Source organism: Pseudomonas sp. dw_612 (assembly GCF_018449725.1).
Taxonomy (GTDB): domain Bacteria; phylum Pseudomonadota; class Gammaproteobacteria; order Pseudomonadales; family Pseudomonadaceae; genus Aquipseudomonas.
In genome coordinates, this window is the sequence record NZ_JAAVVC010000020.1 from 88,164 (window position 1) to 111,324 (window position 23,161).

24 protein-coding genes are annotated in these 23,161 nt (G+C 59.5%); 9 read left to right on the plus strand and 15 right to left on the minus strand.

Annotation, left to right across the window (positions count from 1 at the left end):
* Positions 1-87 precede the first annotated feature (87 nt).
* A complete protein-coding gene (locus HB680_RS25090; RefSeq protein ID WP_213941104.1) occupies positions 88-960 on the minus strand; it encodes a LysR family transcriptional regulator in 873 nt (290 codons plus the stop codon).
* A gap of 99 nt (positions 961-1,059) precedes the next feature.
* Here HB680_RS25090 and gstA point away from each other — a divergent pair, with 99 nt between their 5' ends.
* Positions 1,060-1,662 carry a glutathione transferase GstA gene (gene gstA, locus HB680_RS25095; protein WP_213941105.1) on the plus strand — a complete coding sequence of 201 codons (603 nt, stop codon included), beginning with the start codon at positions 1,060-1,062 and terminating at the stop codon, positions 1,660-1,662.
* Between the two features lie 143 nt (positions 1,663-1,805).
* Here the strand turns inward: gstA and HB680_RS25100 are convergent, their stop codons facing one another.
* From HB680_RS25100 to HB680_RS25115, 4 genes are all read right to left on the minus strand, one after another.
* On the minus strand, positions 1,806-2,819 hold the full coding sequence (locus HB680_RS25100; protein ID WP_213941106.1) for an ABC transporter substrate-binding protein: 1,014 nt from the start codon (positions 2,817-2,819) through the stop codon (positions 1,806-1,808).
* The gene (locus tag HB680_RS25105; protein WP_213941107.1) at positions 2,816-3,358 is read right to left on the minus strand and encodes a sigma-70 family RNA polymerase sigma factor; all 543 of its coding nucleotides are present in this window, start codon (positions 3,356-3,358) and stop codon (positions 2,816-2,818) included. Before HB680_RS25105 ends, HB680_RS25100 begins: the two co-directional genes overlap by 4 nt.
* A gap of 244 nt (positions 3,359-3,602) precedes the next feature.
* Positions 3,603-4,394 (minus strand): PhnD/SsuA/transferrin family substrate-binding protein, encoded by a 792-nt coding sequence (locus tag HB680_RS25110; protein ID WP_213941108.1) that lies wholly within the window; start codon positions 4,392-4,394, stop codon positions 3,603-3,605.
* A 135-nt stretch (positions 4,395-4,529) separates the two neighbouring features.
* Positions 4,530-5,471 (minus strand): fatty acid desaturase, encoded by a 942-nt coding sequence (locus HB680_RS25115; RefSeq protein WP_213941109.1) that lies wholly within the window; start codon positions 5,469-5,471, stop codon positions 4,530-4,532.
* A 408-nt stretch (positions 5,472-5,879) separates the two neighbouring features.
* On the opposite strand from HB680_RS25115, the gene HB680_RS25120 reads away from it, so the two are divergent.
* Together HB680_RS25120 and HB680_RS25125 are read left to right on the plus strand one after the other, a co-directional pair.
* Entirely contained in the window at positions 5,880-6,317 is a 438-nt protein-coding gene (locus HB680_RS25120) for a GNAT family N-acetyltransferase (protein WP_213941110.1), read from the plus strand.
* A 61-nt stretch (positions 6,318-6,378) separates the two neighbouring features.
* The gene (locus HB680_RS25125; protein ID WP_213941111.1) at positions 6,379-7,200 is read left to right on the plus strand and encodes a methyltransferase; all 822 of its coding nucleotides are present in this window, start codon (positions 6,379-6,381) and stop codon (positions 7,198-7,200) included.
* Between the two features lie 137 nt (positions 7,201-7,337).
* Here the strand turns inward: HB680_RS25125 and def are convergent, their stop codons facing one another.
* From def to HB680_RS25140, 3 genes are all read right to left on the minus strand, one after another.
* The gene (gene def / locus HB680_RS25130) at positions 7,338-7,877 is read right to left on the minus strand and encodes a peptide deformylase (RefSeq protein WP_213941112.1); all 540 of its coding nucleotides are present in this window, start codon (positions 7,875-7,877) and stop codon (positions 7,338-7,340) included.
* A gap of 2 nt (positions 7,878-7,879) precedes the next feature.
* Positions 7,880-8,830 carry a YihY/virulence factor BrkB family protein gene (locus tag HB680_RS25135; protein ID WP_213941113.1) on the minus strand — a complete coding sequence of 317 codons (951 nt, stop codon included), beginning with the start codon at positions 8,828-8,830 and terminating at the stop codon, positions 7,880-7,882.
* Between the two features lie 175 nt (positions 8,831-9,005).
* On the minus strand, positions 9,006-9,197 hold the full coding sequence (locus HB680_RS25140) for a CsbD family protein (RefSeq protein WP_213941114.1): 192 nt from the start codon (positions 9,195-9,197) through the stop codon (positions 9,006-9,008).
* Positions 9,198-9,397: 200 nt separating this feature from the next.
* Between HB680_RS25140 and HB680_RS25145 the strand changes: the two genes are divergently transcribed.
* Positions 9,398-9,775 (plus strand): hypothetical protein, encoded by a 378-nt coding sequence (locus tag HB680_RS25145; protein WP_213941115.1) that lies wholly within the window; start codon positions 9,398-9,400, stop codon positions 9,773-9,775.
* 164 nt (positions 9,776-9,939) lie between these two features.
* On the opposite strand, the gene fadD1 is transcribed toward HB680_RS25145, so the two are convergent.
* Positions 9,940-11,631 carry a long-chain fatty acid--CoA ligase gene (gene fadD1 / locus HB680_RS25150; RefSeq protein WP_213941116.1) on the minus strand — a complete coding sequence of 564 codons (1,692 nt, stop codon included), beginning with the start codon at positions 11,629-11,631 and terminating at the stop codon, positions 9,940-9,942.
* Between the two features lie 376 nt (positions 11,632-12,007).
* Positions 12,008-13,696, minus strand: a complete 1,689-nt coding sequence (gene fadD2, locus HB680_RS25155; protein WP_213941117.1) for a long-chain-fatty-acid--CoA ligase — start codon at positions 13,694-13,696, stop codon at positions 12,008-12,010.
* A gap of 226 nt (positions 13,697-13,922) precedes the next feature.
* Between fadD2 and HB680_RS25160 the strand changes: the two genes are divergently transcribed.
* Entirely contained in the window at positions 13,923-14,867 is a 945-nt protein-coding gene (locus HB680_RS25160; RefSeq protein ID WP_213941118.1) for an alpha/beta hydrolase, read from the plus strand.
* 54 nt (positions 14,868-14,921) lie between these two features.
* Entirely contained in the window at positions 14,922-15,392 is a 471-nt protein-coding gene (locus HB680_RS25165; protein ID WP_054044906.1) for a MaoC family dehydratase, read from the plus strand.
* 624 nt (positions 15,393-16,016) lie between these two features.
* Here HB680_RS25165 and HB680_RS25170 read toward each other — a convergent pair.
* Entirely contained in the window at positions 16,017-16,484 is a 468-nt protein-coding gene (locus HB680_RS25170) for a PA2169 family four-helix-bundle protein (RefSeq protein WP_213941119.1), read from the minus strand.
* Positions 16,485-16,687: 203 nt separating this feature from the next.
* Between HB680_RS25170 and HB680_RS25175 the strand changes: the two genes are divergently transcribed.
* Together HB680_RS25175 and HB680_RS25180 are read left to right on the plus strand one after the other, a co-directional pair.
* A complete protein-coding gene (locus tag HB680_RS25175; protein WP_007949456.1) occupies positions 16,688-16,924 on the plus strand; it encodes a DUF3820 family protein in 237 nt (78 codons plus the stop codon).
* A gap of 16 nt (positions 16,925-16,940) precedes the next feature.
* Positions 16,941-18,122: an aminotransferase class V-fold PLP-dependent enzyme gene (locus tag HB680_RS25180; protein ID WP_213941120.1), complete on the plus strand. Its 1,182-nt coding sequence runs from the start codon at positions 16,941-16,943 to the stop codon at positions 18,120-18,122.
* A gap of 9 nt (positions 18,123-18,131) precedes the next feature.
* On the opposite strand, the gene HB680_RS25185 is transcribed toward HB680_RS25180, so the two are convergent.
* From HB680_RS25185 to zwf, 4 genes are all read right to left on the minus strand, one after another.
* A complete protein-coding gene (locus HB680_RS25185) occupies positions 18,132-18,854 on the minus strand; it encodes an intradiol ring-cleavage dioxygenase (RefSeq protein WP_213941121.1) in 723 nt (240 codons plus the stop codon).
* Between the two features lie 266 nt (positions 18,855-19,120).
* Positions 19,121-19,786 (minus strand): bifunctional 4-hydroxy-2-oxoglutarate aldolase/2-dehydro-3-deoxy-phosphogluconate aldolase, encoded by a 666-nt coding sequence (locus HB680_RS25190; RefSeq protein WP_054044913.1) that lies wholly within the window; start codon positions 19,784-19,786, stop codon positions 19,121-19,123.
* A 17-nt stretch (positions 19,787-19,803) separates the two neighbouring features.
* Complete coding sequence (gene pgl / locus HB680_RS25195; RefSeq protein ID WP_213941122.1) at positions 19,804-20,517, minus strand: 6-phosphogluconolactonase; 714 nt, start codon at positions 20,515-20,517, stop codon at positions 19,804-19,806.
* Positions 20,504-21,973: a glucose-6-phosphate dehydrogenase gene (gene zwf / locus HB680_RS25200; protein ID WP_213941123.1), complete on the minus strand. Its 1,470-nt coding sequence runs from the start codon at positions 21,971-21,973 to the stop codon at positions 20,504-20,506. The genes pgl and zwf overlap by 14 nt, the downstream gene beginning before the upstream one ends.
* Before the next feature lie 226 nt (positions 21,974-22,199).
* On the opposite strand from zwf, the gene HB680_RS25205 reads away from it, so the two are divergent.
* Positions 22,200-23,060, plus strand: coding sequence for a MurR/RpiR family transcriptional regulator (locus HB680_RS25205; RefSeq protein ID WP_178129043.1), 861 nt, complete (start codon positions 22,200-22,202; stop codon positions 23,058-23,060).
* Positions 23,061-23,161: the final 101 nt, after the last annotated feature.

Here is a 23,161-nt window from a genome sequence, read left to right on the forward strand (position 1 = left end):
CGAGTGAGCATAGACAGCGACCTGCAGGACGCAAGGCCACTAGTCGGCCAGTATTGAGGACAAAATCGGTTCAGCATCCGAGGCGGATTATTGATCGGCCAGCATGCCCAGCAATGCCTGGACGGCTGCCGACGGCGCCTTGTGCGCCGGCACGACCAAGGCAAATTCGCGTTCGATGCGCGGCGTCAGCGCAAGGATCCGCAAGCCCTGGCGATTGGTCGGCAGTGTCATTTCGGGCACCACGCTCACGCCGATGTTTTCCCGCACCAGGGTGAACGCGCTGCTCCACTCACGGACCTCGGCCCGCACGTCCAGCAGTTGCAATCCGGCGTCGGCCGCCAGGCTGCGGGCGTTGGTCGAACAACCGCCAGTGGCCAACACAAAGGGTTGCGTCACCAATTGCGCAAGGTTGATGCCGTCGTCGGTCGTGCCGCGCGCCAAGGGATGGCCGCCGGGCAGCACCGCCACCCAGGCATCGCGCCCCAAGCGCCCGACATTGCGCTCGGGCGCCGGGTTCAACACCACGCCAACGTCCACCAGCCCGGCTTCGAGCAGCGTTTCCACTTCGTCGTCGCTGACCTCCAGGGCCACCACTTGAATGCCCGGGTAAAGCCGATTGAACTGGCGCAACAGCGGCGGCAGGAATGTCGCCAGCACCATCGGAAAACTGGCCAGGCGAATGCTCCCGCGCTGGACGTCTTTGGCGGCGTCGACGGTGCTGCGAATGGTTTCCAGGGCGCCGAGCATGGTGCGCGCCTGCTCGATCACCGGCAGGCCGATGGCGGTCGGCAGGGTCTGGCGGTTTTCCCGGCTGAACAGTTGAACGCCCAACGTTTCTTCAATCAGCGCCAGCGCCTGGCTGGCACCGGACTGCGTCATGCCGACCCGCTCGGCCGCCCGGGTAATGTTGCCGGTATCGGCCACCGCCACCACCATTCGCCAATGCATCAGATTCATCATGGCAGTAGCTGTCCTTATGGCACTTTTCTGAAAGATTAATTTTACGAAGCCCGGCGCGCACTATGACACTGGCGCAAATCCCCAACCAGAGCCCTGCCCATGAAGTTGTATTACGCCCCGCACGCCTGCTCGATGGCGCCGCACATTGTGCTGCGCGAACTGGGTCTGCCCTTCGCCTTGATTCGTGTCGATAACAGCACCAAGCAAACCGCCGCCGGTGAGGACTTCCTCGCGATCAATCCCAAGGGTTATGTCGCGACGTTGCAACTGGACAACGGCCAGGTGCTGACCGAAGGCCCGGCGATCCTGCAATACCTGGCCGACCTGCGGCCCGAGGCGAATCTGGCACCGGCCAACGGCACGTTCGAGCGGGTGCGGTTGCAGGAATGGCTGAACTTCGTTTCGACCGAGATTCATGGCGGGCTCGGTTGGCTGTTCAATGCGCAGGTTCCCGAGGAGGTGAAGACGCTGATCAAGGAGAAATTGTTCAAGCGTTTTGCGGTGTTGGTTCGCACGCTGGAGCAGCAGGATTATTTGCTGGCAGGTGAGTTTAGCGTGGTGGATGCGTATTTGTTTACGGTGCTGCGCTGGACGTCGGTATTCGGGATTGATTTGGAGCAGTGGCCGGCGTTGGCTCGGTTTCAGGCAAGGATTGATCAGCGCCCGGCGGTGAAGGCAGCGTTGGCGGCAGAAGCGGTGTAGGGCTGGAGGTTATTCGCGAGCAAGCCCGCTCCCACAGGGGGATCTTCGGCGGACACAACATTTGTGAACACCAGAAATCCAATGTGGGAGCGGGCTTGCTCGCGAAGGCTATCTGACAAACACCGCTGAAGCATCAGGCAAACCTACAAACTCCCACTCACCTTGCTCGCCACATCCCCCGGTACCCAGCCCTTCCACACCTGCGGCTGATCACGCAAAAACGCTTCGGCGACCTGGCGCGGTTGCTGACGTTTTTCGCTCATCTGCGCCAGGGTCTGGTTCAGCAGATCAATCGGCAAATCGACCTTTTCGAAGAACGCCACCAGGTCCGGGTATTGGGTCTTGAACGGTGCGGACACGCCAATCGCCAATTTCGCCGGCATGGAGCGGGTGCCTTTCGGATGCGGGTTGTTGGCGTCAGCCAGGGTTTTCCAGGCTTCGGCATCGAACGCCGGCTCGTCGAGTTTCACCAGTTTGAAGCGACCCAACAACGGCGTCGGCGACCAGTAGTAGAACAGCACCGGTTTGCCACGGCGGATCGACGAGGCGACTTCGGCATCCAATGCCGCGCCCGAACCGGTGCGGAAGTTGACGTAGTCAGCGGTCAGGTCATAGGCCTTGAGTTTCTGGCTGTTGACGATCTCCGAGGTCCAGCCAGTAGGGCTGTTGAGGAAACGGCCACGGCTCGGGTCTTCCGGGTCGCGGAACACGTCTTTGTAGCGGGGCAGGTCGGCGACGGATTTCAGTTCCGGGGCCAACGGTTTGATCCCGCGTTCCGGATCACCCTTGATCACGTATTCCGGCACCCACCAGCCTTCGGTGGCGCCTTTGACGGTATCGCCGAGGCCGAACACTTTGCCCTCGTTCGACGCCTTGACCCACGCCGGACTGCGCCCGGCCCACTCCTCACCGATCACCTGGATATCGTTTTTGGCCAGCGCCGCTTCGAGGCTGACGGTGCTGCCCGGCAAGGTGTCGGTCGGGTAGCCGTAACCTTTCTCGACGATCAGGCGCAGGACTTCGGTGATGAAGCTGCCGCTTTCCCACGTGATGTCGCCAAAGTGAATCGGCGCGGCTTTTTCGGTGGCGGAAGCGTGGGTAGCCATCAGGCTCAGGGCCAGCAGCGAACTGCCGAGCAGGGTTTTGATCGATCTCATGCAGACCTCTGGGTCGTTCTATTTAGGGGTTCATTGGCGCTGTGCTGCGCGCACAAGGCGTGGGAGCGCGTCATGTAGACGCTGACCGAACGCTGAGAAATGCCCAGCTCGGCGGCGATTTGCGGGTAGGTCAAACCGTCGATACGCGACAACAGAAACGTCGCCCGGACCTTGCCTGGCAAACGTTCAAGGGTACGGTCGAGACCGTGCAAAACCTGGGTCAGTTGCAGCCATGTTTCGGGCGACTGCGCCTGTTCGGGCTCAAGTGGCTGCCATTGTTCGAGGTGCCGACGCTCCAGGTCCCGGCGGCGCCAGAGCTGATAGATCAGGCGCTGGGCGATGGTGGTCAGCAAGGCACGGGGCTCGCGAATCGGCGTCAGCCCCGGGGATTCGAGTAATTGCACGAAGGTTTCAGAAGCGATGTCTTCGACGCTGGCACTGGCGCCCAACTGCTGACGCAACCGAGCGCACAGCCAGGCGTAATGCGCGCGGAACAATCCGCCCATGTGGTTGCGATGGGAAAGGTCGGCGCCGGACATAGGGGCTCCAAGGGTTAGGGGGTCGCTGAATGTCCGGTGATCCGGTGGCGCGATTCTAGCCGGGGATCCTTATTCTTTAATAATACTTAAAAGGCATTTTTATATTCGATTATGGAATTTATAGGTGCAAGATCAAAAGATCGCAGCCTTCGGCAGCTCCTACGGGGGGATTGGTGTTCGACGAGGGATTGGCGTAGTACCTGTAGGAGCTGCCGAAGGCTGCGATCTTTTGATCTTTTTTCACCTAACGCAACCGCCCGTAGCCCAACGCCTCGGCTTCCTGCTGGTAATCGAGCACCACCTGATAGTCGCTCTGCGTCGCGGGCAAGACTTCTTGCAGACCGAGGATTTCAGCCACGTCCGGCAACTCGCGCAACGTCTCGTTCATCACCCGTCGAAGCGCCTCGATCTGCTCATCGCTGGCGCTCGCGGCGGTGATGTAGGGCAAGGTCGGGCTGAACGCGCTTCGGGCAACGACGCGCAGGCCGGCCACTTCCGCTTCGGCGTGCCGCGCGAGGTAGGCGAAGGTCACGCTGTCGATGGCGGCCAGGTCGGCCCGGTCTTCGCGCAACCAACGCAGACTTTCGCGGTGAGCGCCGCTGATGCCGACGCTGGTGAAGAACTGGCCGTCGCGGTGCAGCGGCGCCAGTCGATGGCGCAGCAAGTTCATGCCGCTATTGGAACCTTCGTCATTGATCACCCCGCGACTGTTGTGAAACGCCGGCAGCGTGCGACGAGGATCGTCGGCGCGGCTGAGCAGCAGGCTGCAATGATTGCCGCCATTGCTGTCCGGCAATTCGTAACGCGGACGGCCGACGACCCGGACCTGACCACGCAACAGGGTCATCAGCGGGTAGCCGCAGGTTTGCGTCAGCAGCAGGTTTGGGGAGCGCCAGAGGTCGGGCAGCGACAGGCCTTCGGCGCTTTGGCGGGTGACGCCGAGCCGCTCAAGGATGCGCGTCAGCCAGCGTTCGTTGGCCTGACGGATGGGCTCGGGGGCGGTGTACATCAGTAGCTCGGCGATTTTTGCTGTCATCAAATTATTCCCATCCAACAATGAACCCCATGTGGGAGCGGGCTTGCTCGCGAAAGCGGTGTGTCAGGCACCCTTTCTGTCGACTGACACACCGCCTTCGCGAGCAAGCCCGCTCCCACAGGGGATCACTGTTAATCAATGAAATGGATGTTGCGGGCTGTCAACCGCCCTGACTCCATGTAACCGCCACAACTGCCCATAACCCTGCACCAAAAACCCGCCACTGCGCGCCAGCCATTGCTCGCGACGTGCCTGATAAGCCTTGGGCAAGTCATACCAGGGCAGGCTCGGCAAATCGTGATGCACCAGATGCAGGTTGTTGTTCAGGAACAGCCAGCTCCACAGCCACGACGCTTCATTGAGCACGGTCCGTTGCTCGGGTTGGGCGCTGGGCCGGTGTTCATAGTAGGAGCGAATCATGGCAATCGACAGCGCCGGCACGCTGATCAGCAGCACGTAATGCCACACCGGCAACGCGCTGTAGCGGGCGATGAAGGCCAACATCAACACGGTGAGCGTGCCGTGGGTCAGCCACATCAACCAGGCCTGGCGCTCGCCCGCGCGCAGGCGTCGCAGTTCCTTGCGCGCCAGGGCTTGCAACGCCATCGGCGCGCCAACCGTAACGCGCCCCAACACGGTCTTGTTCAGCCGGTGCAGCGCCTGTTTGAACACGGAACTGCGCTGCCAGTGCCTGGCGCTGAGGTAACGGCTTTCCGGGTCGCGACCGGGGACGGTCAGGTCTTCGTCGTGGTGATGCAGCAAATGGCTGTTGCGATAGAGGGTGTAGGGAAACCACACCGCAAACGGTGCATAACCGAGGAATTTGTTCAGCGCCAGCCAGCGGGTGGGATGACCGTGGAGCAATTCGTGCTGCACCGACAACCAGAGCACCACCAAGGGGATCAGCAACGCCGTGCTCCACCAAAGTCCCAAGCGTTCACTGTTCAGGACGATGCTGAACCAGCCGACGTACACACCGATCAGCAACAACCACGTCGGCCACTCGGTGCGAGCGGTCAGGCGTTGGCGCAGGGTGTCGATTTCTGCTCGATGGGCGGCGTCGAAGTAATGGGACATGGCGTTGCTCAGAACGGGACTTGTCCCTCTCTGTGCAACAACGTGGGGAAATCTTGCAGATTATTTTCTTGATTCAACACTGCCCCTGTAGGAGCTGCCGAAGGCTGCGATCTTTTGACTCTGGTTTTTTAAATCAAGATCAAAAGATCGCAGCCTTCGGCAGCTCCTACAGGGAGTACAGGGTGACTTGGCCATTAGTGCCCGAACACATCCACCTTCTTGGCCTTCTTGTCCGCGCGCTTTTCATCGGCGGTTTTTGCCGGTTTTTTCTTTGCCGCTTTCTTTGAATCCATGCCTTTGGCCATGATACGTACTCCACTCATACGGGATGTGAAGTCAGGTATACACCTATCGCGCCGCCCGCGTTCTTTTATAATCGCCGGCCTAGCCAATCGACAGCTCAAGCCCATGCCAGACACTCAGTACGCTTTGCTCGACGAGCCGTTATGGCCGTTGATGAACAAGTTTTACCGCGCCCACCAATCGCCGATGAAAGCGGTGCGTGATGCGCAATTGTGGGTTGCCCGGCGCGGGGAAATTGTCGCGGCATTGTGTCTGCGGCCGGTGGCGGGCGGGCATTGGTTGACGGGGTTGTTCGTCGATCCCGCGTGCCGTGAACAAGGCATCGCCGCCGCGCTGATCGCTGAAGCGGTCAAGGGCCTCGACAGCCCGGTCTGGTTGTATTGCCATCCGGACTTGCGCGGGTTTTACGAGCGCCGGGGTTTTACTGTCGACCCGCAGATGCCCTACGCCATGGTCGAACGCCTGAGCCGTTACGCCCGCAGCAAACCGATGATCGCCATGGGCTTAGAACCGTTGGTGAGGTCGACCGACAATAATGTGTGATCGGCCCTCGATGGCTGCGTGCTAGCCTCGGGATCGACTTCGACTTCGCCAAGGACGCTCCATGAAACCTGCCTTACTTGCCCTGACCCTCACCGCCCTGCTCGCCCCGGTTCTGGCCCACGCCGCCGACACCCAACCCGTCTCCGCCGCGCAATACGCCGAGGTGCTCAAGGGCACCTGGCGCGCGCCGCAGAACGTGGTGCGCGACGTCTACCGGCATCCGCAACCGACGTTGCAATTCTTCGGTTTGCGCCCGAATCAGACTGTCATCGAAATCACGCCCGGCAGCGGTTGGTACAGTGAATTGCTGGCGCCGTTGCTCAAGGATCACGGCAACTACATTGCCGCCGTGCAGGCGCCAACGGTCAGTGATTACGCGCGCAAAAACGAAGAAACCCTCAAGGCCAAATTCGCCGCCGCCCCGGCGCAATACGCCAAGGCCCAAGTGGTCGAGTTCGACCCCAAGGCCCCGGTGCTGGGCAAACCCGGTTCCGCCGACACGGTGCTGACCTTCCGCAACGTGCACAACTGGGTGCTGGCCGACACGGCGCCACTGATGTTCGAGTCGTTCTTCAAGGTGTTGAAGCCCGGCGGCGTGCTCGGCGTGGTGGATCACCGGGCCAAGGACGGCGCGTCGCTGGACGAGATCAAGCACAGCGGTTACCTGACCACCGCATATGTGGTGAAACTGGCGACAGATGCGGGGTTCAAGCTTGAGGAAAAAAGCGAGATCAACGCCAACCCGAAAGACACCAAGGATTATCCCGAAGGCGTCTGGACCTTGCCGCCGGCGTTGACGTTGGGGGAGAAGGACAAGGCGAAGTATGTGGCGATTGGTGAGTCGGACCGGATGACGTTGCGGTTTGTGAAACCCGCCAAGTGAAGATCTGAAAATTGTGGAGATCACCTGTGGGAGCGGGCTTGCTCGCGAAGAGGGAGTGTCAGTCGACATGATTGTTGAATGACACACCGCATTCGCGAGCAAGCCCGCTCCCACATTGGTTTTGTGGTGGGTTCGGGTTAATCGTCTGCCGCAGGATCCATGTCTGGAAACATCACTTCGGTAAACCCGAACTTGGTGAAGTCCGTGATCCGCGACGGGTACAACCGGCCGATCAGGTGATCGCATTCATGCTGCACCACCCGCGCATGAAACCCCGAGGCAATGCGCACGATCGGCTGGCCCTTGGGATCGAAACCTTCATAGCGAATGTGTTGATAACGATCCACCGCGCCGCGCAAACCCGGCACCGACAGGCAACCCTCGAAACCCTCTTCCAGGGTCGGGCTCAATGGCGTGATCAGCGGGTTGATCAGGATCGTCTGCGGCACGGCTTCGGCGTCGGGATAGCGTTCGCTGTGCTCGAAACCGAAGATCACCAGTTGCAGGTCCACACCGATCTGCGGCGCGGCCAGGCCAACGCCGCCGACGCTTTCCATGGTCTGGAACATGTCGTCGATCAATTGCCACAACTCGGGGCTGTCGAACATTTCGGCGGGGACTGGTGGCGCGATGCGCAGCAGGCGCTCGTCGCCCATTTTCAGGATTTCACGGATCATGTTCAGGCTTCGTCAGTGTTCGGTTTGAGCGAGTGGTCCCGTCCCAGTCCCGAAACGTGGTGTTTGGTTTCGTGGTCGTGCTCGCCGGGGACCTTTTCGCCAGGGTCTTTGCCTTCGGTCGACATGTGTTCGATCACCGCGTTCATTTCCGCGCCGAGCAACAGCACCGCGGCGGAAATGTAGAAGTACAGCAACAGCACGATGATCGCGCCGATACTGCCATACATGGCGTTGTAGTTGGCGAAGGTCTTGACGTAAAACGCGAAACCCAACGAGGCGATGATCCACACCACCACCGCCAGCACCGAGCCGGGGGTAATAAAGCGAAACTCTTGGCGCACGTCGGGCATGACGTAATAGATCAATGCCACTGCCACCATCATCAGAATCACGATCACTGGCCAGCGCGCGATGGTCCAGACCGTGACGATAAAGTCTTCGAGACCAACCTGCGCGGCAATCCAGCCCATCACCTGTGGCCCGAGCACCATCAGCGCAGCGGCGGCGAGCAGCATGCCGGCGATGCCGATGGTGTAGAAAATCGACAGCGGAAAACGCTTCCACACCGGGCGGCCTTCGACCACGTCGTAAGCGGCGTTCATCGCGCTCATCATCAGCCGCACCCCCGCCGAGGCGGTGTACAAGGCGATGACGATACCAATCGAGAGCAAGCCCCCCTTGGATTGCTGCAGTTGATCAATCACCGGATTCACTTGTTCCAGGGCCTGGGGCGGCAGCACCAGTTCCGATTGCAGGCGCAGCCAGGAGAAGAAGTCCGGCAGGTGCAGGAAACCGATCAGGGCAATCAGGAACAGAATGAAGGGGAACAGCGAGAACAGCATTTGATAGGCCAGCGCCGAGGCGTAGGTCGACATTTCATCGTCGATGAATTCTTTGACCGTGCGCACCATTACGTGGTGGATGGGCAGGCCTTTCATGTCCGGGAAAATCATGAGCGTCTCCTTTCGCCGCAAAAGGGTTGAAGTCGTGGCGACTCAGGGGCCGTTTTCTACATCAAAGTAGCCTACTTGGCGACTTTGAAACAATTTCGATCGTTAACCAGGGCGGCTGACACAAAAACGGCCATCCGCGGATGGCCGTTTCAATGTGCCTTGAAGGGGCGGCACGTCAGGACTTGTCGACCGCTTTCTTGACCGCGTCCTTGGCTTTACCCACCGCTTGCTGGGCTTCGCCTTTCTTTTCCTGAATCTTGCCTTCGGTTTGCAGTTTGGTGTTGTCAGTGGCTTTGCCGACGCCTTGCTTGACGTTGCCAGCCGCTTCGTTTGCCATGCCTTTAACTTTATCGCCAGTGCTGCTCATGGTGTTTCTCCTGTGAACAATTCAACGGGGAAAGTCGTTACAGAAAGATTGACCGGCGGCGTTTGCGGGGAGTTTCATTTATTTTCACAGCGACATTTCATCGCCATGCGCAGGTTGGGCTTTATGTTTGCCGTGCAACCCCCGAGAATGCGCAACGTATTCAGGCCATGGCGCTGAAGATCCAATCCCGTAGGAATGTTATGAAACTCGATAAAAAGCAGGCCATTGCCCGCAGAAACCAGGAACTCGGCGGTGCTGTGCTTGGCGTCAACAACTGCCATTTCACCGAATTGAACCGCAACCGCAACATCTGGTGGTTCGACATCCCGGTAGCACGCCTGGCCGTGGGTCAGTACGAGTGGGTTCACCTGCTGATGCACACGCCGGACACCGACGAGCTGCTGCACCTGAAAGTGCCGACGGTGTTCCTGCGGGAAAAACTTGAAGGCCTGGTGGTGCGCAACGAAGGCAAACGCAAAGCGGCCCTGAGCCTGGAACTGAGTGCCGACAAGGACTCGTACCTGCAGGACATGCGCCCGACGGGTACCAACGTCAATTTCGCGCCGTTTCGCCTGTAACAGCAAAAGCTAAAAGCTTCGCGAGCAAGCCCGCTCCCACAGGGGAACGCATTCCAATTGTGGGAGCGGGCTTGCTCGCGAAGACGGCCTGACAGGCGCTGCAAGGCCCCAGGCCCACAACAAAAAGCCCCGCGTCTGCGGGGCTTTTGTGTTTCAGGCGGGGCTTACTTCTTCACGCCCAGCTTCTTCAGCTCTTCGTCGCGCAGTTCGCGGCGCAGGATCTTGCCGACGTTGGTGGTCGGCAGCGCATCGCGAAACTCCACGGAGCGCGGGACCTTGTAGCCGGTGACGTTGGCGCGCATGTGCTCCATCACCTGTTCCTTGGTCAGGGTCACGCCCGGTTTGGCGACGATGAAGATCTTGATCGCCTCGCCCGACTTCTCGTCCGGCACGCCGATGGCCGCGCATTGCAGCACGCCCGGCAGGGTTGCGAGCACGTCTTCCAGTTCGTTCGGGTACACGTTGAAACCGGAGACCAGGATCATGTCTTTCTTGCGATCGACAATACGCATGTAGCCATCCGGCTGGATCAGCGCGATGTCACCGGTCTTCAACCAGCCTTCGCTGTCGAGCATTTCATCGGTGGCGTCCTGGCGCTGCCAGTAGCCCTTCATGACTTGCGGACCTTTCACACACAGCTCACCGATTTCGCCCAGCGGCTGCTCGACACCGGCATCGTCGATGACTTTACACAGGGTCGACGGCACCGGAATGCCGATGGTGCCGACCTGGATGTGCTGGATCGGGTTGACCGTGGCCACCGGGCTGGTTTCGGTCATGCCGTAACCTTCGCAGATGGCGCAACCGGTGACCGCTTTCCAGCGCTCGGCCGCGGCCAATTGCAGGGCCATGCCGCCGGACAGGGTGACTTTCAGCGCCGAGAAATCCAGCTTGCGGAACGCTTCGTTGTTGCACAACGCCACGAACAAAGTGTTCAGGCCAACGAAACCGCTGAACTTCCACTTCGACAGTTCCTTGACCATCGCGGTCAAGTCCCGCGGGTTGCTGATCAGGATGTTGTGGTTGCCGATCAGCATCATCGCCATGCAATGAAAGGTGAAGGCATAGATGTGGTACAGCGGCAGCGGCGTGATCAGGATCTCGCAACCTTCATTGAGGTTGGAGCCCATCAGCGCCTTGCATTGCAGCATGTTCGCCACGAGGTTGCGGTGAGTCAGCATCGCGCCCTTGGCCACGCCGGTGGTGCCCCCGGTGTATTGCAACACCGCGACATCGCCGCTGTCCGGGTTGGCTTCCGCCACTGGCTGGCCGTGGCCCTTGCTCAGCACGTCGTTGAACTTGATGGCCTTGGGCAAGTGATACGCCGGGACCATCTTCTTCACGTACTTGATGACGCTGTTGATCAGCAGGCGCTTGAGCGGCGGCAGCAGGTCGGCCACTTCGGTGACGATGACGTGCTTGACGCCGGTTTTCGGCACGACGGTCTGGGCCAGGTGCGCCATGTTGGCCAGGCAGACCAGGGCTTTGGCACCGGAGTCGTTGAATTGGTGTTCCATCTCCCGCGCGGTGTACAGCGGGTTGGTATTGACCACGATCAGCCCGGCGCGGATCGCACCGAAGACGGCTACCGGGTACTGCAACACGTTAGGCAACTGCACGGCGATTCGATCACCGGGCTGCAAGTCGGTATGCTGCTGCAGGTAAGCGGCAAAGGCACCGGACAATTCGTACAGTTCACCGTAGGTGATTGTCTTGCCCAGGTTGCTGAATGCCGGTTTGTTAGCGAAGCGTTGGCAGGACTGCTTCAACACTGCCTGAATATTCGGATACTCGTCTGGATTGATGTCGGCAGCAATCCCGGCAGGGTACTTATCCTTCCAAAAGTCTTCGATCATGGAAGCCCACTCCTCAGCAACGCGAATTCATCACCGCATTTGATGCGATTATTATTGGTGTGTGTTTTTTATTGGTGAGTCTGGCTTTTATATAGGCCGAGAAGTCACAAAAGCGCGCCGAGAGTAGCAGCTTTGCCAAGGGCCGACTAGAGCCAAAAGCAGCCTCTACAGTCACATAAATGACTCAAGAATAACCGGCAGTCATTTTAGAGCAAAGATTCTATAGCTTTGACAAACCCTCTGAAAACAGGGGTTCCAGAGCCCTCAGATACCAATGTGGGAGCGGGCTTGCTCGCGAAGAGGTCAGTCCATTCAACCTGCATGTTGACTGACACGACGTCTTCGCGAGCAAGCCCGCTCCCACATGGATTACCGGTTAAGCGATATCCCGCAACTCCCGCCGCAGAATCTTGCCCACCGGCGTCATCGGCAACGACTCGCGCAACACAATGTGCTTGGGCACTTTGTACGCGGTGAAGTTTTCCTTGCAGTACGCCTTCAACTCTTCAAGGCTGACCCCGGATTCCCGGGCAACGACAAACAACTTCACCGCCTCCCCCGAACGTTCGTCCGGCACGCCGATCACCGCGCAATTGGCGACTTTCGGGTGGGCCATCACCACGTCTTCGATTTCGTTCGGGTACACGTTGAAGCCCGAGACAATGATCATGTCTTTCTTGCGATCGACGATGCGCACGAAACCGTCCGGATCGATGACCCCAATATCGCCGGACTTGAACCAGCCCTCGGCATCCAGCACTTCGGCGGTGGCCTCGGGTTTGTTCCAGTAGCCCTTCATGATCTGCGGGCCCTTGATGCACAACTCGCCGCGCTCGCCCAACGGCTGCTCGACGCCTTCGTCATTGATGATCTTCAGCGCGGTGCCCGGCACCGGCAGGCCGACCGTGCCGATTCGCGATTTGTCGCCATACGGATTGGTGCAGGCCACCGGCGAGGTTTCGGTCAGTCCGTAGCCTTCGGTGATGCGGCAACCGGTAAGCTGTTCCCAGCGTTCGGCGGTGGCCTTGACCAGTGCGGTGCCGCCGGAGTTGGTGAGCTTGAGGCTGGAGAAATCCAGGGTCTTGAAATCCGGGTGATCCATCAGCGCGACGAACAGCGTGTTCAGCCCCAGCAACGCCGAAAAGCGCCAGTTCTTCAGCTCCTTGATAAAGCCCTTGATGTCGCGTGGATTGGTGATCAATACGTTGTGGTTGCCGGTCACCATCATGCACATGCAGTTCGCCGTGAAGGCATAGATATGGTACAGCGGCAGCGGCGCGACCATCACTTCCTGGCCCTCGCGCAACAGCGGCTGGCCGTCGCTGCCGAACTGGCCCAGACAGGCCCGCGCCTGCTGCATGTTCGCCACCAGGTTGCCGTGGGTCAGCATCGCGCCCTTGGCCAGGCCCGTGGTGCCGCCGGTGTATTGCAGCACCGCGATGTCGTCGAGGCCGACCTTCAGCGGCTTGATGCCCAGGCCCCGGCCCAGGCGCAGCGCGCTCTTGAAGGAAACGGCCTGGGGCAAGGCATAGTCCGGGACCATTTTCTTGACCTTGCTCACCATCGTGTTGACCAGCCAGCCCTTGGCGGCGGGCATCAGGTCGCCCATCTTCGCTTCGATCAGGTACTGGATGTCGGTGTCGGCCAGGACTTCCTGGACCTTGGCCCCGAACATGTTCAGGTACACCAGCGCCCGGGCGCCGGAATCCTTGAACTGATGACGCATCTCCCGCGGGGTGTACAGCGGGTTGGTGTTGACCACGATCAGCCCGGCGCGCAACGCACCAAACACGGCAATCGGATAATGCAGGACGTTGGGCATCTGCACCGCGATGCGATCCCCCGGCGCAAGATCGGTGTGGGCTTGCAGGTAACCGGCGAACGCGGCGCTGTAGCGTTCCAGCTCGGCGTAGGTCAGGGTCACGCCCATGTTGCTGAAGGCTGGGCGATCCGCGAATTTCTTGCAGGAACGCTCGAACACCTCGATCACCGACTTATAGACCCCAAGATCAATGTCCAGGGGCACGCCGGCCGGGCGTTTGTCATTCCAGAAATCAGGTTGCATTGTTCTTGTCCTCTTTACCTGAATCACCTTGGCCGCTGTTCTGTCATTCCGGAGAAACAAAAAGCAAAAAGCGGAGCTTCACGGACACTAGCAGCTATGGCGAATCAGGCAAATACAGCCAACACCGTCATAGATCGTGTGAATCTTCCTAGGGTGGCGTGGGCTGATCAGACGGCAAGCGTGGGATGCGCTATACAATGCAACCACATCGTGCAAAGGAATCGCCATGATCCACGACACCTTCTGGCTGACCGCGAGTGATCACAGCCGCCTCTTCGTTAACCAATGGCTGCCCGACTCGCCGTTGAAAGCGGTGATTCTGCTGGCCCATGGCATGGCCGAGCACAGCGGTCGCTATGCCCGGCTCGCGGAAAAACTCTGCGCGCAAGGCTACGGCGTGTATGCGCCAGACCTGCGCGGACATGGCAAAACTGCCGAAAACGGCACCCTCGGGCATTTCGCCGATGACGATGGCTGGTGCAAGGTGGTCGGCGACCTCGCCAGCCTCAACCAGCACATCGGCCAGCAACACCCCGGCGTACCGATCGTGCTGCTTGGTCACAGCATGGGCAGCTACATCGCCCAGGCCTACCTGCTGCACCACAGCGCCAGCCTGCACGGGGCGATTCTCAGCGGCTCGAACTTCCAGCCAGTAGCGCTTTACCGCGCAGCGCGGCAGATTGCCCGGCTCGAACGACTGCGCCAGGGACCGAAGGGGCGCAGCGCGCTGATCGAGTTCCTGTCCTTCGGCTCGTTCAACAAAAAATTCAAACCGGTGCGCACCAAATTTGACTGGCTGAGCCGCGACCCGGCGGAAGTCGATCTGTACGCCAACGACCCGTTTTGTGGCTTTCGCTGCACCAATCAACTGTGGATCGACTTGCTCGGCGGCTTGCAGCAAATCAGCAAAGCGTCCAATCTCGCCCAGGTCGATCCGGGCCTGCCCCTGCTGATAATGGGCGGCGAATGTGATCCGGTGAGTGAAGGCAAGCGTCTGAAAGATCTGGCCCATGCGCTACGAAGCGCCGGCAGCCAGAACCTGCAATTGAATATTTACCCGCAGGCTCGTCACGAACTGTTCAACGAGAGCAACCGCGATGAAGTGACCGCCGACGTTCTGAACTGGATCGCTCAGGCGCTCAGCCACCGCCGCCCGGCCAGAACCGAATAGTTTTTCGAACAGTTTTTTTGTGGATTTTTAAATTCGTCACAGGAATTGAGACAGATGACCCAGGTTACCAACACCCCTTACGAAGCCCTTGAAGTCGGCCAGACCGCCAGTTACAGCAAGACCGTCGAAGAGCGCGACATTCAGTTGTTCGCCGCGATGTCCGGCGACCACAACCCGGTGCACCTGGACGCTGAATTCGCGGCCGGCACCATGTTCAAGGAGCGTATTGCCCACGGTATGTTCAGCGGCGCGCTGATCAGTGCCGCCGTGGCGTGCGAGTTGCCTGGGCCGGGGACAATCTATATCGGTCAGCAGATGAGCTTCCAGAAACCGGTGAAAATCGGCGACACCCTGACCGTGCGTCTGGAAATTCTCGAAAAGCTGCCGAAGTTTCGCGTGCGGATTGCCACTCGCGTATTCAACCAGCGCGATGAGTTGGTAGTGGATGGCGAGGCGGAGATTCTGGCGCCGCGTAAGCAACAGACCGTGACGTTGCCGGTGTTGCCGGCGATCAGTATTGGCTGATTGATAGGTGGGGTGTCAGTTAGAACCACCCCCTCACCCCAGCCCTCTCCCCAGCGGGGAGAGGGGAAAGGGAGCCGATCGAGGGCTTTTCAAATTTGTGTTCGGCTCGGACTTTCAGGTCGATGTAATTCGAATAAGCAACTCGGTCAATCCCCTCTCCCCAGCGGGGAGAGAGGAAAGGGAGCCGATCGAGGGCTTTTCAAATTTGTGTTCGACTCGGACTTTCAGGTCGATGTAATTCGAATAAGCAACTCGGTCAATCCCCTCTCCCCAGCGGGGAGAGGGGAAAGGGAGCCGATCGAGGGCTTTTCAAATTTGTGTTCGGCTCGGACTTTCAGGTCGATGTAATTCGAATAAGCAACTCGGTCAATCCCCTCTCCCCAGCGGGGAGAGGGGAAAGGGAGCCGATCGAGGGCTTTTCAAATTTGTGTTCGACTCGGACTTTCAGGTCGATGTAATTCGAATAAACAACTCGGTCAGTCCCTTCTCCCCCCTGGGGAGAGGGTTAGGGTGAGGGGTGGCTCCAAAGCCGAACACCAATCCCCGGACCACCCGTGTGCCGCCATTCACCGGGCACAAAAAAACGCCAGTCTGACTGGCGTTTTTTATGACAGCGACAAACGCTTAAGAACGAGCACGCGCCTGGTTACGCAGGGCTTTTACCTGGTCGTGGTTGCGTTGCACACCATGGTATTGGCGTTCAACCAGGTCACGAATGCCCACCAGGTTGTGCTTGTTGATTTTTTCCAGCGCTTCCTTGTACGCCTTCAACGCGTGGTCTTCACCGCGTTCAGCTTCGTTCAGCACGGCTTCTTCATCCTTGCCGGTGAACATCGCTTTCACATCAACCCAACGACGATGCAGATCGCCGCTGACGCTGGTGGAGGTTTCCGGATCGCCGCCCAGGGAACGAACCGCAGACTGAAGTTCAGCAGCGGCGGTGGCGCAATCGGCAGAACGGGTGACAAACAGGGTTTTCAGTTCTGGATGCTTGATGTCTTCAGCGCAAGTCTTGAACCCTTCCTGACCGTCTTTGCTGGTTTCGATCAGGTCGTTGAGTACAGAGATGGCTTCTTTATTCACGTCGGTCATTTTCAATTCCTCGCGGGTTGATGAAAGATGCAATAGCTATTGCAGCCTGCATGCCAGCTTTTAATTGAGTATTTATTCCTTATTTTTCAACAAGTTATTTTTAACACCCCTATCTGTATCCGCTTTATTTGCATGATCTGTCATTTGGCCTGCATGCAGAATGCCTGTATTTTCGAGGCTGTTTGAATCAAGACGACTGATTGATGAATCCAGAAAAGCTCGAACTGCTGATTACCCGCGAAATGCCCTTCGGCAAATACAAGGGCCGCATCATTGCCGACCTGCCCGGCCAGTACCTGAACTGGTTCGCCCGGGAAGGTTTCCCCCACGGTGAACTGGGCGGTTTGCTCGCGCTGATGCAGGAAATCGACCACAACGGTTTATCGGAACTGCTCGAACCGCTGCGCGCCAAACATGGCAAGCCTGCGCCCCGCCACTGAATTGACTGAGTAGCCCATGCCCGAAAACACCCGCCGCGCCCGTGATGAAGCCTTCTGGCAAACCTTTGCCGACCGTTACGCTGTCGAACCTGGCCCCATCAATCTGGAGAACGGTTACTTCGGGCGCATGTCGCGCACGGTGGTCGAGGAATACCAGCGCAATATCGAGCTGATCAACCGCAGCAACTCGGTCCATGTGCGCCAACGCTTCGAGCAGGTCGAAAGCCTGGATATTCGCGCGCAGCTCGCCGAGCTGATGGGCGTGCGTGCGCACTCCGTCGCCCTCACCCGCAACGCCTCGGACGGCCTGCAATCGCTGATCCGCAACTACAACCGCTTGCAGCCCGGCGATCAGGTGCTGCTGTGCGATCTGGAGTACGACACGGTCAAGGGCGCCATGCGCTGGCTGGCGCGCCATCGCGGCGTGGAAGTGATCGAGATCGATCACCAGCACCCGGCCACCTATGACAGTTTGCTGGCCACCTACCGCGAAGCTTTCGTGCGTTATCCACGCCTCAAGCTGATGGCCCTGACCCATGTCACCCACCGCTCGGGCCTGGTGATGCCGGTGCAGGCCATTGCCACGCTCGCCAAGGAACACGGCGTCGATGTGATCCTCGACGGCGCCCATGCCCTGGGCCAGATCGACTTCAATCTGGAGGCATTGGGCATCGCTTTTGCCGGGTACAACCTGCACAAATGGATCGGCGCACCGCTGACCCTGGGGTTCATTTACATCGCGCCCCAGCGTCTGACCGATATCGACCCGGACATGGGCGAGATGCACTTCCCGATCAACGATATCCGCTCCCGCACGCCCTACAGTACGCCGAACATTCCGGCGTTGATGACCTTGCCGCTCGTGTTCGAGGAACATCAATCCATGGGCGGTTCCGCCGCCAAGGGCGCACGGCTCGACTACCTGCGCAACCGCTGGGTCAGCGCCGTACGCGACCTGCCGGGCATCGAAATCATGACCCCCGACGATCCCCGTCTGTATTGCGGCATCACCTCGATGCGCTTTACCCGTCACGCGAATCAACAAACGATGGTCGAGCGGCTGCTCAACGACTACAACCTGTTCACCGTGGCCCGCAGCGGTGCGGCGTTCGGGCCATGTATCCGCATTACGCCGGGGTTGACCACCACCGCAGCAGACATGGACCGGCTGGTCCGGGCGCTGACCGAACTGCGCTGAAACCAGCGCTCACACCGTGTACTTGTCGAAGTCCTCGGGTTTGATCTGGGTCGACACCGCAAAGGTGTCGATGCCGATGGTCATGTGCCCGAAGAAGCCGTCATCCGCGGTGTCGCGACCGATGTGGTGAACCGTCAGGGTCGAGGCTTCACCGCCCATGTTTGTGTAGTAATGGTCTTGATCATTACTCTGCGGCGACACGGCGCGACCCTGGTATTCCCTGGCGCTCAGCACCGACCGGGAGGCGACCTCGGGGAAATACAGCTGACCGACCCAGGCGACATGTCGCTCCTCCAGATAATTGTTGCCTCCGGTGATGCGTACCGCCACATGGACGTGCAGCGCACGTCCGGCATAAAACCCCGGATAGATCGTGGTAAACCGCACCACACCCTTGTTGTCGCTGAATTGCCCGCCGCGCAGATAAGTGTCGTCATCGGTGCGCGCAATCGCGCCAATGTCACCGACAGCGACTTCAAGATCCGGGTTGATCCGGCTCCAGCCCGAATACGCGCCCCGGGCGTTGCAATGCCAGATATCCACCAGCGCGCCGCTCACCGGTTCGCCGGTCATGGCATCGACAATCGTCAGCCGCAGCACCAGGGGAATGCCGTCCTGGCCTTCGCTGATGTTGCGTCGGATGAGTTTCGGGTTGCGGAAATAAGGGCCGGCGATTTGTTCCGGGGAGAGCAGGCATATCGTTTCGGGGGGAGTAGCAGAGGTGTAATCCATGAGGTTCTCTCTTCCATAAGATGCTTCAAGGATAGAGAGAGAAGCCGGGCGGGATGCGGTAACTATGTATCGGCAAATGTTTTTGTGTAGAAGCGAAGCTTGCTCGCGATGAACGATAACGCAGTTAATCGTTGCACCGCGATGCTGCCATCGCGAGCAAGCTTTGCCCCTACAGGGGGATTTTTTGCAGGCAAAAAAAAACGGTGCACCGACCAAGCGCACCGTAAAGCCGTAGAACACACAACGAAGTGTTTGGTAAAAGTCGATCAGTCCAGCAGCGCCAAAGCCTCGGCGGTGCATTCCTGAATGCGGGCCCAGTCGCCGTTCTTGATCCACTCCGGATCAAGCATCCAGCTACCGCCCACGCACATCACGTTTTTCAACGCCATGTAGCTCTTGATATTGGCCGGGCTCACGCCGCCAGTCGGGCAGAATTTGACTTCGCCGAACGGACCGCCAAGGGCCTTGATCGCCGCAACGCCGCCGCTGACTTCCGCCGGGAACAGCTTGAAGCGGCGATAGCCAAGGCCATAGCCTTCCATGATGCCGGAGGCGTTGCTGATGCCGGGCAACAGCGGGATCGGGCTGTCGACACTGGCTTCGAGCAGGTCACGGGTAATGCCCGGGGTGACGATGAACTGCGAACCGGCGCGCTCGGCGGCGGCGAGCATGCTGCGATCGAGCACAGTGCCGGCACCGGTCACCAGTTCCGGACGCTGCTCGCGCAGGATCTGGATGGCTTTAAGGCCGAACTGCGAACGCAGGGTCACTTCCAGGGCGGTCAGGCCACCGGCGGCCAGGGCGTCGGCCAGTGGCAGCACGTCCTGTTCGCGAGCGATGGTGATCACCGGCAAAATCCGCGCCTTGGCGCAGAGGCTGTCGATCAGGGCAACTTTGTCCGCCATGGAAACGGTCGGGGATGTGTTTGTCATAGCGGCTGATCCTTGGCTCATGGGCACCAGTAAATCTCTAACGTAGGTTGCAGAAACGCGCGAATCGGCATGGCGGCGACATCGTCACCGGCCAATGCGGCACTCAAAGTGGTCAGCTTGGACTGACCGGAAATCGATAGAACGGTGGTCGCGGCCGACGCCAGCAGCGCGCGGCTCATGGTCAGGCGCTGATGCGGCACGGTCGGCGCCAGCATCGGGTAGCAACGGCGTGTGCCGTCGGCTTTCAAGGCGTCGGCCAGGTTCGGGCTGTTGGGGAACAGCGAGGCGGTGTGACCGTCATCGCCCATGCCCAGGATCAGCACGTCGATCGGTGGCAATTCCGCGAGCAAACGGTCGGCTTGCTCCGCTGCCAGCTCAAGGTTGGCGGTGGCGCTGTACAAACTCAGGAACTGAGCCTTGGCCGCCGGACCTTGCAGCAGATAACGCTTGAGCAGACCGGCATTGCTGTCGGTGTGTTCCACCGGCACCCAGCGCTCGTCGGCCAGGGTCACGACGACCTTGGACCAGTCCAGCGTCTGCTTGGCCAAGTGCTGGAAGAACGCCACCGGGCTGCGACCACCGGAGACCACCAGGGTCGCGGTGCCGCGTGCGTCGATCGCCTCGCTCAGTTGCTTGGCCACATTCAGCGCCAGGCCTTCAGCCAATAGCACCGGGCTCTTGAACTCATGGGCGTTGACGCCCTGAGGCAGTTTCAATTCAGATATCGCCATACCACGACCTCCCGTCCCGCGTGATCAGTGCAATGGAGCTCATCGGTCCCCAGGACCCCGCCGCGTACGGCTTGGGCGCATCGCCGGATTTTTTCCACCCGGCGATCAACTGGTCACACCACTTCCACGCGGCTTCGATTTCATCTTTACGGACAAACAGGTTCTGATTGCCGCGCATCACTTCCAGCAACAACCGCTCGTAGGCATCGGGAATCCGCGCGCTACGCCAGGTGTCGGAAAAATTCAGCTGCAACGGACCGCTGCGCAGCTGCATGCCCTTGTCCAGGCCTTGTTCTTTGGTCATCACACGCAGGGAGATGCCTTCGTCCGGTTGCAGGCGGATAATCAGCTTGTTGCTGATTTGCAGGCGCTGCTCCGGCGCGAAAATGTAGTGCGACGGCTCCTTGAAGTGGATGACGATCTGCGACAGCTTCTGCGGCATGCGCTTACCGGTTCGCAGGTAAAACGGCACACCGGCCCAGCGCCAGTTGCGGATGTCGGCACGCAGGGCGACGAAGGTTTCGGTGTCGCTCTGGGTGTTGGAATTCGGCTCTTCCAGGTAGCCCGGCACCGGTTTGCCTTCGCTGTAACCGGCGATGTACTGGCCGCGTACAACCTGAGTGGTCAGGCCTTCCGGGCTGATCGGCGCGAGGGCCTTGAGCACTTTGACTTTCTCGTCACGGATGCTGTCGGCGGACAGGTCGGCCGGCGGGTCCATGGCGATCAGGCAGAGCAGTTGCAGCAGGTGATTCTGGATCATGTCCCGCAACTGGCCGGCCTTGTCGAAGTAACCCCAGCGGCCTTCGATCCCGACTTTCTCGGCCACGGTAATTTCGACGTGGGAGATGTAATTCTGGTTCCACTGGGTTTCGAACAGGCTGTTGGCGAAACGCAGGGCAATCAGGTTCTGGACGGTTTCTTTGCCCAGGTAGTGGTCGATGCGGTAGGTGCGGTTCTCCGGGAAGAACTGCGCCACGGCGTCGTTGACCTTGCGCGAGGATTCCAGGTCCGAACCGATGGGTTTTTCCAGGACCACGCGGGTGTTTTCCGCCAGACCGACCTTCGACAGGTTCTCGCAGATCGCGCCGTAAACCGCTGCCGGCGTGGCGAAGTAGGCAATTACACGCTGGACGCTGCCGGCCTGTTCGGCCAGGGCGACGTAGTCTTCAGACTTGAGGAAGTCGACGTGCAGGTAGCTCAAACGAGCGAGGAAGCGTTCGACCACAGCTTCGTCCAGCTCTTTGGCATCGACGTAGCGGCGCAATTCCGAGGCGATGAACGCCAGGTGCTGTTGCTCGCTGCCGGGTTCACGGGCCAGGGCGATGATGCGCGAGTCCTCGTGCAACAGGCCGGCGCCGTCCAGTTGATAGAGGGCAGGAAACAGTTTGCGCAAGGCCAGGTCGCCGAGGGCGCCGAACAAGGCAAAGGTGCACGGTTCAACCGTAATCGAAGGCATGATGTTTGTTCTTTTATCAAGTTAAGCTACAAATACCTTTTTTCAAGGCATCACTCAAGGGAAAATGTAGTAATAACCACAACATTTTCGCAAAATACAGATTCCGAGTGGTGGTCGGTCGGAGCCATCAGTAGGATAGGCCACCGTGACGGGCCGCATCAAAGGCCCTTTTTGCATAGCAGAGCGCGTCTTTGCGCTGCTGACTCAAGGAACATCTATGGACCGCGTGCGAAATTTACTGGAACAAATCCAGAATCGCCTTGAAGACCTGAACAAGGCCGAACGCAAAGTCGCCGAAGTGATCCTGCTCAACCCACAGCAGGCCACCCGGTTCAGCATCGCCGCCCTCGCCCAGGCCTCCAAGGTCAGCGAGCCGACGGTCAACCGTTTCTGCCGTTCATTCGGTGTCAGCGGTTACCCCGAACTCAAACTGCAACTGGCCCAGAGTCTGGCCAGTGGCGCGGCGTATGTCAGCCGTGCGGTGGAGGCCGATGACAATCCGGAAGCCTACACCCAGAAGATCTTCGGCAGTGCCATCGCGTCCCTGGACAGCGCTTGCCAGGCACTGGACCCGAATTTGATCAGCCGCGCCGTCGATCTGTTGATCCAGGCCCGGCAGATTCACTTCTTCGGCCTCGGCGCCTCGGCGCCGGTGGCGCTGGATGCGCAGCACAAGTTCTTCCGTTTCAACCTGGCGGTCACCGCCCACGCCGACGTGCTGATGCAGCGCATGATTGCCTCGGTGGCGCACACCGGTGAGTTGTTCGTGATCATTTCCTACACCGGCCGCACCCGCGAACTGGTGGAAGTGGCGCGCATCGCCCGGGAGAACGGCGCTTCGGTGCTGGGTTTGACCGCCGAGAATTCGCCACTGGCCAAGGCCAGTACGTTGAGCCTGAACATTCCGCTGCCGGAAGACACCGACATCTATATGCCGATGACTTCGCGGATTATTCAGTTGACGGTGCTGGATGTATTGGCGACGGGCATGACCTTGCGTCGCGGGGTGGATTTCCAGCCGCATTTGCGCAAGATCAAAGAGAGCTTGAATGCGAGCCGGTATCCGGTGGGTGACGAGTTTAATTAGGGCGCCTCGCCCGGAAAAGATCGCAGCCTCGTTTCACTCGACAGCTCCTACAGGTGTACGCCGATACATTGTTGGAGCTGCCGAAGGCTGCGATCTTTTGA

Coding starts and splice junctions, on each gene's coding strand:
- def (WP_213941112.1), bottom strand. CDS start 7,877: ATGATCCGTGAAATCCTGAAAATGGGCGACGAGCGCCTGCTGCGCATC.
- HB680_RS25175 (WP_007949456.1), top strand. CDS start 16,688: ATGAATCCAGAAAAGCTCGAACTGCTGATTACCCGCGAAATGCCCTTC.
- zwf (WP_213941123.1), bottom strand. CDS start 21,973: ATGCCTTCGATTACGGTTGAACCGTGCACCTTTGCCTTGTTCGGCGCC.
- HB680_RS25135 (WP_213941113.1), bottom strand. CDS start 8,830: ATGATTTTCCCGGACATGAAAGGCCTGCCCATCCACCACGTAATGGTG.
- gstA (WP_213941105.1), top strand. CDS start 1,060: ATGAAGTTGTATTACGCCCCGCACGCCTGCTCGATGGCGCCGCACATT.
- HB680_RS25125 (WP_213941111.1), top strand. CDS start 6,379: ATGAAACCTGCCTTACTTGCCCTGACCCTCACCGCCCTGCTCGCCCCG.
- fadD1 (WP_213941116.1), bottom strand. CDS start 11,631: ATGATCGAAGACTTTTGGAAGGATAAGTACCCTGCCGGGATTGCTGCC.
- HB680_RS25115 (WP_213941109.1), bottom strand. CDS start 5,471: ATGTCCCATTACTTCGACGCCGCCCATCGAGCAGAAATCGACACCCTG.
- fadD2 (WP_213941117.1), bottom strand. CDS start 13,696: ATGCAACCTGATTTCTGGAATGACAAACGCCCGGCCGGCGTGCCCCTG.
- HB680_RS25120 (WP_213941110.1), top strand. CDS start 5,880: ATGCCAGACACTCAGTACGCTTTGCTCGACGAGCCGTTATGGCCGTTG.
- HB680_RS25140 (WP_213941114.1), bottom strand. CDS start 9,197: ATGAGCAGCACTGGCGATAAAGTTAAAGGCATGGCAAACGAAGCGGCT.
- HB680_RS25190 (WP_054044913.1), bottom strand. CDS start 19,786: ATGACAAACACATCCCCGACCGTTTCCATGGCGGACAAAGTTGCCCTG.
- HB680_RS25170 (WP_213941119.1), bottom strand. CDS start 16,484: ATGACCGACGTGAATAAAGAAGCCATCTCTGTACTCAACGACCTGATC.
- HB680_RS25110 (WP_213941108.1), bottom strand. CDS start 4,394: ATGACAGCAAAAATCGCCGAGCTACTGATGTACACCGCCCCCGAGCCC.
- HB680_RS25185 (WP_213941121.1), bottom strand. CDS start 18,854: ATGGATTACACCTCTGCTACTCCCCCCGAAACGATATGCCTGCTCTCC.
- HB680_RS25105 (WP_213941107.1), bottom strand. CDS start 3,358: ATGTCCGGCGCCGACCTTTCCCATCGCAACCACATGGGCGGATTGTTC.
- HB680_RS25160 (WP_213941118.1), top strand. CDS start 13,923: ATGATCCACGACACCTTCTGGCTGACCGCGAGTGATCACAGCCGCCTC.
- HB680_RS25090 (WP_213941104.1), bottom strand. CDS start 960: ATGATGAATCTGATGCATTGGCGAATGGTGGTGGCGGTGGCCGATACC.
- HB680_RS25145 (WP_213941115.1), top strand. CDS start 9,398: ATGAAACTCGATAAAAAGCAGGCCATTGCCCGCAGAAACCAGGAACTC.
- HB680_RS25180 (WP_213941120.1), top strand. CDS start 16,941: ATGCCCGAAAACACCCGCCGCGCCCGTGATGAAGCCTTCTGGCAAACC.
- HB680_RS25165 (WP_054044906.1), top strand. CDS start 14,922: ATGACCCAGGTTACCAACACCCCTTACGAAGCCCTTGAAGTCGGCCAG.
- pgl (WP_213941122.1), bottom strand. CDS start 20,517: ATGGCGATATCTGAATTGAAACTGCCTCAGGGCGTCAACGCCCATGAG.
- HB680_RS25100 (WP_213941106.1), bottom strand. CDS start 2,819: ATGAGATCGATCAAAACCCTGCTCGGCAGTTCGCTGCTGGCCCTGAGC.